Raw genomic sequence first — 12,026 nt, 5'->3', positions numbered from 1 at the left:
AAATCCTATCATTATTGTTGATGATAGGATTTTTTATTTTTTTGTGCTATGTTACATCTCATTGTTGATTTTTGCACTGTTTTGATTGTAACGGAGGGCACTTGACTCCTGCGAAAAAAGAGGGAAGTGGGAGACCCCACAAACGGTAACGCCTAGGAGGCGCCCATCCCTCCCTGCGGAAAGCAAGAGTCTCTCTTTACAATTTTTTACAAACTTTATAGTCTAAAAACAACAATCTATTCGAAAAGATCCTTTTGTAAAAAGGAAATAATATAATGATGATTTCTTGGTGTTGTTGTACGTTTAGGAGGAATGTTCATGAAGGACGAAAGTGTGATCATAGTAGGTGGTGGACCGTGTGGTCTTGCAGCTTCCATTGCTTTACAGGAAAAAAATATAGATGGTGTCATTATTGAAAAAGGTAACATTGTAAATGCAGTATATAATTATCCAACCCACCAAACCTTTTTTAGCTCGAGTGAAAAACTGGAGATAGGGAATGTGCCATTTATAACTGAAAATAGAAAACCAGTTCGCAATCAAGCGTTGGCTTATTACCGTGAAGTGGCTAAACGTAAGGAATTAAGAATTAACACTTTTGAGAGGGTATTGGATATCAGTAAAAATAATGATGGGTTTTTCAACGTTAAAACATCGAAGGAAGAGTATGTCGTTAACAAAGTCATAATCGCTACTGGATATTATGATAATCCCAATTTCATGAATGTTCCAGGAGAGGATTTGTCACATGTTTTTCATTATTTTAAGGAAGCACATCCTTATTTCAACAGGGATGTAACGGTTATAGGAGGCAAAAACTCTAGTGTAGATGCCGCTTTAGAATTGGTGAAGGCAGGAGCTAGAGTCACTGTTTTATACCGAGGAACACATTATTCTCCAAGTGTAAAACCATGGATATTGCCCGAGTTTGATGCTTTGGTACGTGATGGCACGATAAAAATGGAATTTCAAGCTAGGATAGATGAAATAACAGAAGACAAAGTCAAATATGATATTAACGGTGAAAAAAGAGAAGTTATTGCAGATTTTGTTTTTGCCATGACTGGTTATCGTCCGGATCATAAATTCTTAATGAAAATGGGTGTGGATATTGATTCAGAATCTGGCCGGCCAATTTTTAATCCAGATACCATGGAAACGAACGTCGAAGGTATCTATATCGCAGGAGTAATTGCTGCAGGTAATAACGCTAATGAAATATTTATAGAGAATGGAAGGTTTCATGGTGGTTTGATAGCCAAACACATTTGTTCGAAAAAAGAATTAGGAGAATAAAAAAGCCAGGCTCTCTTATCGGGGCCTGGCTAGAGTATTTTATAATAAGGATTCCCTGTCCTAATTTGCGAAAACAACTGGTAATTGATTCTTTTTACAATTTGCTTCCAATGCAATCAAAAGTTTGATACGGGCTTTCTGTCCATTTAAACCATTGGAGAAGATGACACCATAATCTTTTAATTGTTTGCCTCCACCCTCATATCCATAAACATCTTCTGCAATTCCATTGAAACAACGAGAAACTAAAACAATTGGTATATCTTTTGCTAGAAGGGCTTTAATTCCTGGAAGCGTAGCAGGCGGAAGATTACCTTGACCTAAAGCTTCTATTACTAGACCGTCAATGTTATTTTCATTCAATGCAAATAAAAGGGATGAGTCCATTCCTGCATGAGCTTTAAGTAGAGGGACAGATTTGGTGACAGACTGTATGTCATATTTTTCACTGTTAATAGGCTTATGGTGAAAGACAATGCCCCTCTTAGTCACTATGCCGATAGGTCCGTACTGTGGGCTCTGAAAAGTCGATACATTGCTTGTATGTGTCTTTGTAACGTTCATCGAGGTGTGAATCTCATCATTCAGTACAACAAGAACTCCTTTTTTCTGTGCATCTTCACAAATGGCGACTCGAACGGCAGAAATGTAGTTATAAAGTCCATCAAACCCGATTTCATTGCTTGACCGCATTGCACCAGTCAAAACAATCGGAATATCAGTTTTAACAGTTAAATCTAAAAAATACGCTGTCTCTTCTAGTGTATCTGTACCATGGGTAATAACTACCCCTTCAATATTGGACGTATCAATGTGACTGACTATAAGATCTTTGATAAAAAGCATTTCCTTCGGTGTTATGTGAGGAGAAGGTAATATAAAAGGATCTTCCAAAATAAGCTCTGCTAATTCATATATACCTTCTGAGCTAGATTTCATAGGATTTTCTTTTGTGGGTTTGACAGAACCAGTCTCTTGATCTTCTGACATAGAAATAGTTCCACCTGTATGTATGACTAATATTTTTTTCTTTTTCATATTATCCTCCTCAGGGCGTTGTGAAACAAGGAATTTATCCTATAAATGAACAATTTACATACCGTTTTCTTTTTTATCATATCATGATACGATTATAGATAACTAATGAAATCAATTTTACCAATTAGTTAGTTCTTCATAAGAAAGGGGTCAGCCTATGCTGATTGTACTATCGGCCGGAATTGCACCAGGGCTGGCGATATTGAGTTATTTTTACCTGAAGGATTATTATGAAACAGAACCGGTTTCTGTCGTTTTCAAATCCTTTTTATTTGGAGCAATCCTTGTTTTTCCAATCATGTTTATCCAATATGTACTTACATCTGAGCAAATAGTAACGAATCATTTTATAAATGCTTTTCTAACTACCAGTTTTCTTGAAGAGTTCTTTAAATGGTTTGTATTAATTTATACTATCTACCAGCATGTTTCATTCGATGAGCCGTATGATGGCATCGTTTATGGTGCAGCTGTATCACTAGGTTTTGCGACAGTCGAAAATATTCTTTACTTATTTGGTAACGGTATAGAATTCGCTCTTGGTAGGGCATTTTTACCGGTTTCATCCCATGCGCTTTTCGGTGTTATAATGGGTTTTTATTTAGGAAAAGGAAAATTTCAAAAGCATAGAAAGAAGCTAATGCTATCACTTGCCTTCGTGATACCATTCTTTTTGCATGGAGTTTATGATTATATCCTAATAACCCAGGTAAAATGGATATATTGGATATTACCATTCATGATATTTCTATGGTGGTTTGGACTTAGAAAAGCAAAGCTGGCTAGAACTCTTTCTGATATACATGCTGCTAGCTCTTCGGTAAATATGTAATTTTATTTAAATGGCTTAAACAATCGTTGATTAGCGATTGTTTAAGCCATTTTTGTTTTATTTAAACGGTTACTAAACAGGTTGATTGGAGCGGAAGGTGCGAGATCCTCGAAAATGCATTCGCATTTCCTTCGCGCGGTGTTTATTTGAGGATGCTTATTCAATGTCCTGCGGGAGCAGCGGGACAGGTGAGACCCTACAGGTGTAAGACGCCGAGGATGCTCACCGCCCGCCCCGCGGAACGAGAGCATCCTCTCGCTGCAATCAACCACTCTATTGTAAAAATAACAACAAAATATATGAAAAAAGCAGTATTTATATCTAAGGGAATGAGGAAAGGTAAAAACCAAGACAATTTGTAATATATCCTTTACCCATAAATATAGATTGTTGTTAATAAATACCATTTAATAAAATCATTTGACTAATCTATCAATAGGAATAAAAAGATTGTAAATGAAGAAAATAGGTGTAATTCCAATTAAAGAAAAGGGAGTGTAAATAATGAAAGGAATTCCTTCAAAATTGAGGGTCTTTTTCTTCATTTTCCTAGTAACTATAATGTCCTTCACAAGTTTTGGATTGAAAGCAGAGGCTTTTTCCAATCAAGTGATACAGAAGGGAGCCGAGGGTAATGATGTCATCGAATTACAAGCTCGTCTTCAAAACATAGGATTTTATAATGGGAAAATAGATGGTGTCTTCGGATGGGGCACATACTGGGCATTACGCAATTTCCAATACAAATTTAAGTTACCTGTAGATGGGATAGCAGGTAAAACCACTAAAAATAAGCTTGTGAATGCTTCGAATTTTAACAAGGCTTGGGTACATGATCAAATCAATAAAGGTAACGACTTTACCTATTACGGCGGAGTACCTATTAAAAATCAAGTCAAGAAAAAGGCAACCACTTCTAAAACAAAAGGTGCTACAGCTAAGAAAGCTACGACGACTAAAAAAGCTACGACAAAAAAAACCAGTACAGCATCCAATGTTCCGGCAGGATTTTCTGCAAATGATATTAAATTATTGTCCAATGCAGTTTATGGTGAAGCAAGGGGCGAGCCTTACATAGGGCAAGTAGCTATTGCAGCAGTAATCCTTAACCGTTTGGAAAGTCCAACCTTTCCTAATACAATATCAGGGGTTATTTTTGAGCCCCTAGCATTTACAGCTGTTGCCGATGGACAAATTTGGCTGACTCCAAACGAAACAGCAAGAAAAGCAGTCATTGATGCAATTAATGGCGTGGATCCAACGGGTAATGCTTTGTACTATTTTAATCCTGCAACAGCAACCAGCAAATGGATTTGGAGCCGTCCTCAAATTAAGAGAATAGGTAGACATATATTCTGTGAATAAATGAAAGTATAAGAGCCTAATTCAAAATCTGGTTTTTGCAATTGGCTATGTTAAAGCTCAATGTTGAATTGGTCCTTTGTTGATTGGAGCGGAAGGCGCGAGACTCCTCGAAAATGCATTCGCATTTCCTTCGTGCGGTGTCAATTCGAGGAAGCTTATCCAATGTCCTGCGGGAAATGCGGGTCAAGGGAGCCCCGCAGGCGTGTAATTCGCCGAGAAGGCTCCCGAACCGCCCGCGGAAAGCGAGTGCCTGGAGCTACAAATCAACAGGCTAGTTTAACAGAGCGTAGCTATTAAATAAAGGAGTGAAAGTCATTGCTGCGAGGAATATTGATTGCTGTGCTGGCTGTTGGTGTTGCCGGAACTGCATTTTGGGGATATCAGGAGCATAAAGAAAAGAATGTCATTCTTTTAAATGCTGAAAATATATATCAAAGGTCTTTTCATGACCTCACTTATCAAATAGATTTACTAAATGATAAAATTGGAACGACATTAGCTATGAATTCAAAAAAATCATTATCGCCTGCATTGGCAGATGTATGGAGAATAACGTCGGAAGCACAAAATGACGTTGGTCAGCTTCCTTTGACCTTACTCCCATTTAACAAAACAGAAGAATTTCTTTCTAAAATAGGAGACTTTAGCTACAAGGCAGCAGTAAGGGATCTTGATAAGGCTCCATTGGATAAAAAGGAGTATAAGAAACTACAAGATCTTTATAAGCAATCTGCGGACATTCAACAAGAATTAAGAAAAGTTCAATACCTTGTTTTAGAGAATAATTTAAGATGGATGGATGTCGAGCTTGCTCTTGCTTCTGGAAAAGAAGCGGCAGACAATTCAATTATTGATGGATTTAAATTAGTAGAAAAAAAAGTATCTGGATATTCTGAAGCCTCCGAGATGGGACCAACTAATTTAAGCAGTGGTGAAAAAAATCAAGCGTTTAAAAATTTAAAGGGGAAAGAGATAAGTAAACAGGAAGCCATTGATATTGCTAAGAGGTTTGCCAAAGTTGATGGATCAAAGGTTAAAGTAGAGGAAAATGGAAAAGGTTCACAATTTGGATTCTATAGTGTTAGTTTGCAAAATCCGAAATCAAAGATTGAAGCCAATTTAGACATTACCAAAAAAGGCGGTTATCCGGTTTGGTTCATCAATAATCGCCAAGTGAAAACAAGTAAATTAAGCTTAAACGATGCTACTAACAAAGCAACTGAATTCTTGAAGGAAAATAAATTCTCTTCTCTTGATCTATTTGAAAGTACACAATATGATAATATTGCGATGTTAAACTTCGTAACCATTGTTGACAATGTAAGAGTATACCCTGATTCTGTCAAGATTAAGGTTGCTTTAGATGATGGTAGCATAATCGGATTTTCAGCAAATGATTACCTGAAATCCAATAAGGTTAGACAAATGAAGACTCCAAGCATTTCTGCGGATGAAGCACGACAATACATCAGTCAAAATGTAAATATTATGGAAAATCGCCTTGCTATCATTGTCAATGATATTGGTGAAGAAGTACTATGTCATGAATTCATGGGTGTTATAGGCGATGATACTTACCGTATTTTCATAAATGCAGATACAGCACAAGAAGAAAAGGTAGATAAACTTCAAAATGCAGAGCCTGTTTATGAAAATATGATCTAAGCTCCTTAAGATTTATGGAATTTTAAGGATTATTATTGAAAATATGCTATAGTAAAAGGAAAGGCAATTTAATGCTTTTCCTTTTTATATTGCATTAAATACATTCCCTTGAGCGGGTGCCTCCGCTTTTCTTAAATCAACTTGAAAAAACGTCCGGAAGTGTGGAGATTATGATAAAAATAGGAGAAACTCTCATACTTGAACCAAAATTCTCATTACAACCAGAAAAGTATAAATCAAAAATACAAGAACTCTCTGGCGATTATTTTTATGTAGATTATCCTGTGAATCTTTCTACCAATCGTACAGTCTTCATGACGGATGGAACACAGTTAAAATGTACATATATTGGCGCAGATCAATCTGTTTACATTTTTGATACTGAGGTATTAGGAAGGAAAAAAGGAGAACTTCCCCTTGTGCAATTAAGAAAGCCACCAGAGGATCTTTTTGTGAAAATTCAAAGACGCCAATTTGTGCGTGTCGACGCTTCGGTTGATGTTGCCATTCATCCAATGAAGTTTGAATTCCAGCCTTTTCTCGCGGTTACTGATGATATTAGTGCAGGTGGGGCGGCCGTCATGGTTCATAAAAGAATAAACCTCATTCCATCCACCCACATACAGGTATGGCTTTCTTTGCCGCTTAAATCAGGTGAGATTCATTATCTTCAAATAAAATGCAAGATTATTAGAGTCATAGAAGTAGATGATTCGAAGTTCAATCGTGTTTCAATTCAGTTTGAAGACCTTAGTCAATCAGATAGACAATTAGTGATTCGTTTCGTGTTTGAACGACAATTGGAAATGCGTAATAAAGGATTATAGATGTAATGAATGCAAACTTTCAAATCTGTCTATACTTATAGAAAAACAAGTGGTGGTATCTTTGAAGACATTTGAAAGAATCCTTATAAAACTTATTGTCATCCAATTCGTATTCTTACTTTTTTTTCAATTATTTTTCCATAAAGAAGACTCTTTCCTGGAATTAAAAAAACTTGCTCAATATGAGGGAGTAAATAAAGATAATTACACAAATGTATTAGAAACGATAGGTAATTAAAAAGTCACATGTTACCGGGGCACTATAGCCCCCTGGTATTGCCATGATGTTATAGGTAGGTCCCTTCTTGCTACTCCCATCCCTAATAGGAAAATATAGAAGGATAATAGAGATTATTATTTCATGAAAAGCCTCCAGATTTGAAGGAGGCTTTTGTCATTTTTAATAGAAATCAAATATAAGCTTTCGTGCATAATTAAATCTATGTTTATGATAAAATAGAAAAGTAATTTGTAATTTGCATAAGGCAGTTCAGGAGGAATTATGATTAAACAAATATCAGTTGCGATTGATGGACCAGCGGCTGCTGGTAAAAGTACGGTAGCTAAAATTGTTGCCGAAGCATTCTCTTATATTTATGTAGATACTGGTGCCATGTACAGGGCATTAACTTATAAGGCGTTAAAAAATAACGTCGATATAGAAGATGAAAATAAGTTACATGATTTGTTATTGAATAGTGTGATTGAATTAAAGCCTAGTGATAAAGGACAACTTGTTTTCCTTGATGGAAAGGAAGTAACTGAAAAAATCAGGACTCAGGAAGTGACTTCATCTGTTTCAGCCGTTTCAAAGCATGAACAAGTGAGAAAAGAAATGGTTAAATTGCAACAGGAGCTAGGGAAAAATGGAGGAGTTGTCATGGACGGTAGAGATATCGGTACTTATGTCCTCCCGCATGCTGAGTTGAAAATTTTTATGATTGCTAGTGTCGATGAACGTGCACAAAGAAGGCATCAGGAAAATGTAGCAAAAGGTTTTACATCGGATCTTAGTCAATTAAAGTTGGAAATTGCCGCTCGTGACAAGTATGATTCTGAACGGGAATTCGCTCCATTGAAAAAAGCAGATGACGCCATTGAAATCGACACAACTTCATTGAATATTCATCAAGTGGCAGATCGTATTATCTCTTTAATTAAAGAAAGGGCTTGATGACGGTGAGTTTATATAAATTTGCAAAAACAGTTGTGGGTATGGCGTTATATCCAACCTATCGCATTGAAGTCATTGGCAAAGAAAACTTCCCAAAAGAAGGGGGAGTTCTTCTTTGTGCAAATCACATCGATAATCTAGATCCACCAGTGGTTGGAATTACAGCCCCTCGTGATGTTCATTTTATGGCTAAAGAAGAATTATTTAATCTACCCATTCTAAAACAATTACTACCAGGAATCCTTGCATTCCCTGTTAAAAGAGGAATGAGTGATAGGGAAGCACTAAGAAGAGGTTTACAAGTTTTAAAAGATGGGAATGTATTAGGGTTGTTTCCTGAAGGAACTAGAAACAAAACTGGTGAGATAGGTAAAGGTCTGGCTGGGGCAGGTTTCTTTGCTTTAAGGTCAGATGCTTTGGTGGTCCCTTGTGCAATCATAGGTCCATATAAGGCTTTCAAAAAACTTAAAGTCGTATATGGGGAACCGATAAATGTAAAAGAATATCAAGGTGAGAAATTAAATGCTGAACAAGCTACCGATTTAATTATGGGGAAAATCGGTGACCTAATCAATCAGCATAGATAAGCCACTTTACTTGACAAATTTCGCTTTTTGTTAGAATTTATTTAATAAGAATATTTCTATTTATTCAAACAATGGTGACTTTAATGTAACCAAAACGATGAAATAGTATACGCTGCTAAGCAGACATGGGATAAGGAGGAGTACATATGACAGAGGAACAACAGTTTGAAGTGAACAATTTTGGTGTTGGCGACAAAGTGAAAGCAAAGGTAATCAAGGTAGAAGAGAAGCAAGTCATTGTCGATGTAGAAAACAGTAAGTCCGATGGTATTATTCCTATTAGTGAATTATCCAGTCTTCATATCGAAAAAGCTACTGATGCAGTTAATGAAGGTGACGAATTAGAGCTTGAAGTCATCAAAGTTGAAGAAGAAAACTTAATCCTTTCAAAACGCAAAGTCGATGCATTAAAAGCATGGGATGAGCTTGAAAGAAGTTTTGAGTCTCAGGAAGTTTTCGAGGCGGTTGTAAAGGACGTCGTTAAGGGGGGCTTAGTAGTCGACCTTGGAGTTAGGGGATTTGTACCTGCTTCTTTAGTGGAAGACTATTTTGTCGAGGATTTTTCAGATTATAAAGACCGTACTATGACATTTAAAATAGTGGAACTTGATAAAGAAAAAAATCGACTTATTTTATCACATCGTGCAGTGGTTCAAGAAGAAAAGGGTAAGCATAAGCAAGACCTACTAAGCAATATACAAGTAGGGCAAGTTCTTGAAGGGACTGTACAGCGTTTGACTGACTTTGGTGCGTTTGTTGATATTGGTGGTGTGGATGGTCTAGTCCATGTATCTCAATTATCCCATGAACATGTAAATAAACCTGCTGATGTTGTCAAAGAAGGAGATAAAGTCAACGTAAAGGTCTTATCGGTTGATAGAGATAATGAGAGAATTTCATTATCCATCAAGGAAACTCTTCCTGGACCATGGGCTTCAATATCTGTAAAAGCACAAAAAGGAGCAGTCCTTGAGGGTGTCGTTAGAAGATTAGTTTCTTTTGGTGCCTTTGTTGAAGTTCTGCCAGGAGTGGAAGGACTTGTACACATCTCTCAAATTTCCCATAAACACATTGCAACACCGCATGAAGCACTAAAAGAAGGGCAAACTGTTAAGGTGAAAGTTCTTGACGTAAATGAAGAAGAGCAACGTCTATCCTTAAGCATCAAGGAATTACTGGAAAAGGATTCATTTGATCATGTGGATTATGAACTTCCAGAAGAAAACAAAGGGTTTCAACTTGGTGATATGATAGGTGACAAATTAAAAGACTTAAAATAATGGTGATGAGCTTGACTAGGACAAAACGTAAATTAGATCATATCGAGCATGCCCTTACAATTGGGCAAGAGGGTAAAGCGGGTTTCCATGATCTGATGTTTGTTCATCAAAGCTTACCAGATATCAATGTTGATGAAATTGATTTAACTACTGAAATTGGCGAACTTACTTTAAGTTCGCCAATTTTTATCAACGCAATGACTGGTGGTGGCGGTGAAGAAACAAAAGATATCAACCGAGCATTTGCTATGGTTGCCAAGGAGACTGGAATAGGAATGGCTGTTGGTTCACAGATGGCCGCAATAAAGGATTCCTCTCAAATATCCACATATAAGATAGTTAGAGAAATGAATCCTAAAGGAATCATTATTGGGAATTTGGGAGCGGAGGCAACAGCTGATCAAGCTAAACTAGCTATAGAAATGATAGAAGCCAATGCTTTGCAAATTCATTTGAATGTGATTCAGGAATTGACAATGCCTGAGGGCGATCGATCTTTTGCAGGTGCCCTTACCAGGATTGAACAAATCGTGAATTCTGTTGAAGTTCCGGTTATTGTAAAAGAAGTAGGATTTGGAATGAGCAAGGAAACAGTTGATAAACTTACTTCAGTAGGTGTAACCATTGTTGATGTCGGAGGGTTTGGTGGCACCAATTTCGCTAAGATTGAAAATAATCGTAGAAATAGAGGTTTATCGTACTTTAACCAGTGGGGTATATCAACAGTTTGCTCAATAATGGAAGCAAAATCAGTTGGGAAGGATCTTACAGTTATTGCTTCTGGCGGCATTAAAGATTCACTTGATATTGTAAAAAGTTTGGCACTAGGTGCCAAAGCAACTGGACTGGCTGGTTTATTATTAAAAGTATACAAAGAGCGTGGATTTGAGGCGTTAAAATCACAAATTGAAGACATCCAAGAAGACATAAAATTAATGATGGTGGCATTAGGTAAAAAGAAGATCGAAGATTTGAATTCTGCCCCTTATGTTTTATTAGGACATTCTCTTGAATGGGCCAAACAAAGAAATTTATTGAATAATGATTCCAAATAGTGAACTTTACAGTGAAAGACCCGTTGTTAACGAACAACGGGTCTTAAAATGATGCCATTTTTTAATGTTTATTTCGTTTTCTCGCTTCTTCCGGACCTTCAAGTGAAGTCGCTCCTGGATAATGTAGCGCCTGATCACGATCGGATTCTACTCTTTTACTTTCTCTTAGTTTTTTTTCTTGCCTATCCTTACCCATCCATTAACACCTCCCTGCACTTACCTTTCCATGATTAAGAGAGATTATTCCTGCTTAGTTGATTAAGCATTCGCTTGAAAAGACATAATGGATGTTAAAGGAGGAATCTCGATGGAAGGTATTTTTTTTATTTGGCTTGCTTGGATTATTTTCGTGATACTCACATTCTTCTATAATTCCTCTTCTAATAGGAATAGAAATATCTTTCATGTGTTGGTGTTAATCATATTATCACCATATGAATTTCCGATTCCTGTTTCATCAATTCATGTAAGCCTAGCCGCACTTTATCTGATAATCATTCTTTTTCTTCATACAAGGACCTTTAATTTAAAACAAATTTCACATCTATTCATCTCATCATTAATCATTGGATTATGTATAGCAAGCTTTGGGATATTCGCAATGATTGATCCTGTGTGGATTTTATTTGATCCTACATGGATGCTTACAATAATTTTACTCTACTTGAGCATAATACTCGTGTATCAATGGAAATTACGAATTGTTTCATTATTGTTAGGGATGATTGTAGGTGAAATGCTCATGTTCATGGCGGTTTACAGACTAGGTTTGCCGTACCACCCCTTTTCTAACAGTTGGATGGACCAAGTGGCAAAAGTAGGTGCAGGTAATATGATTTGGAGACTATTTGAAATATCGGCAACTGCCATAACACAAACGAGATTTGCAGCGAAGAAAGAGGTGTAG

Annotated in this window: 13 protein-coding genes; 11 read left to right on the top strand and 2 right to left on the bottom strand. The window is 36.7% G+C overall.

All coding sequences use genetic code 11. The annotated features are described in order from the left end of the window. Window positions 1–318 precede the first annotated feature (318 nt). Entirely contained in the window at window positions 319–1,296 is a 978-nt protein-coding gene (locus tag G3O09_RS08255; RefSeq protein WP_163101020.1) for a YpdA family putative bacillithiol disulfide reductase, read from the top strand. 60 nt (window positions 1,297–1,356) lie between these two features. Here the strand turns inward: G3O09_RS08255 and G3O09_RS08250 are convergent, their stop codons facing one another. Then, on the bottom strand, window positions 1,357–2,334 hold the full coding sequence (locus tag G3O09_RS08250) for an asparaginase (RefSeq protein WP_163101019.1): 978 nt from the start codon (window positions 2,332–2,334) through the stop codon (window positions 1,357–1,359). Window positions 2,335–2,491: 157 nt separating this feature from the next. Between G3O09_RS08250 and prsW the strand changes: the two genes are divergently transcribed. From prsW to fni, 9 genes are all read left to right on the top strand, one after another. After that, window positions 2,492–3,166: a glutamic-type intramembrane protease PrsW gene (gene prsW / locus G3O09_RS08245; RefSeq protein ID WP_163101018.1), complete on the top strand. Its 675-nt coding sequence runs from the start codon at window positions 2,492–2,494 to the stop codon at window positions 3,164–3,166. Window positions 3,167–3,727: 561 nt separating this feature from the next. Beyond that, a complete protein-coding gene (sleB, locus tag G3O09_RS08240) occupies window positions 3,728–4,531 on the top strand; it encodes a spore cortex-lytic enzyme (protein WP_240338386.1) in 804 nt (267 codons plus the stop codon). Window positions 4,532–4,846: 315 nt separating this feature from the next. After that, the gene (gene ypeB / locus G3O09_RS08235; RefSeq protein WP_163101016.1) at window positions 4,847–6,196 is read left to right on the top strand and encodes a germination protein YpeB; all 1,350 of its coding nucleotides are present in this window, start codon (window positions 4,847–4,849) and stop codon (window positions 6,194–6,196) included. Between the two features lie 170 nt (window positions 6,197–6,366). Further along, a complete protein-coding gene (locus tag G3O09_RS08230) occupies window positions 6,367–7,023 on the top strand; it encodes a flagellar brake protein (RefSeq protein WP_163101015.1) in 657 nt (218 codons plus the stop codon). A 61-nt stretch (window positions 7,024–7,084) separates the two neighbouring features. Further along, window positions 7,085–7,261, top strand: a complete 177-nt coding sequence (locus G3O09_RS08225) for a DUF5359 family protein (protein ID WP_163101014.1) — start codon at window positions 7,085–7,087, stop codon at window positions 7,259–7,261. A gap of 264 nt (window positions 7,262–7,525) precedes the next feature. Next, entirely contained in the window at window positions 7,526–8,197 is a 672-nt protein-coding gene (gene cmk, locus G3O09_RS08220) for a (d)CMP kinase (RefSeq protein ID WP_163101013.1), read from the top strand. Window positions 8,198–8,202: 5 nt separating this feature from the next. Further along, on the top strand, window positions 8,203–8,784 hold the full coding sequence (locus G3O09_RS08215) for a lysophospholipid acyltransferase family protein (RefSeq protein WP_163101012.1): 582 nt from the start codon (window positions 8,203–8,205) through the stop codon (window positions 8,782–8,784). 146 nt (window positions 8,785–8,930) lie between these two features. Then, on the top strand, window positions 8,931–10,064 hold the full coding sequence (gene rpsA / locus G3O09_RS08210) for a 30S ribosomal protein S1 (protein WP_163101011.1): 1,134 nt from the start codon (window positions 8,931–8,933) through the stop codon (window positions 10,062–10,064). 11 nt (window positions 10,065–10,075) lie between these two features. Then, the gene (gene fni, locus G3O09_RS08205) at window positions 10,076–11,119 is read left to right on the top strand and encodes a type 2 isopentenyl-diphosphate Delta-isomerase (protein ID WP_163101010.1); all 1,044 of its coding nucleotides are present in this window, start codon (window positions 10,076–10,078) and stop codon (window positions 11,117–11,119) included. Window positions 11,120–11,180: 61 nt separating this feature from the next. On the opposite strand, the gene G3O09_RS08200 is transcribed toward fni, so the two are convergent. Then, window positions 11,181–11,315 carry a YpzI family protein gene (locus G3O09_RS08200; protein WP_163101009.1) on the bottom strand — a complete coding sequence of 45 codons (135 nt, stop codon included), beginning with the start codon at window positions 11,313–11,315 and terminating at the stop codon, window positions 11,181–11,183. A gap of 111 nt (window positions 11,316–11,426) precedes the next feature. On the opposite strand from G3O09_RS08200, the gene G3O09_RS08195 reads away from it, so the two are divergent. Further along, a complete protein-coding gene (locus tag G3O09_RS08195) occupies window positions 11,427–12,026 on the top strand; it encodes a YphA family membrane protein (RefSeq protein ID WP_163101008.1) in 600 nt (199 codons plus the stop codon).

Origin of the sequence: Peribacillus alkalitolerans (assembly GCF_010882125.1) — a bacterium.
GTDB classification, from domain to species: Bacteria; Bacillota; Bacilli; order Bacillales; family DSM-1321; genus Bacillus_BN; species Bacillus_BN alkalitolerans.
This window is presented reverse-complemented; position numbering and strand designations above follow the sequence as displayed.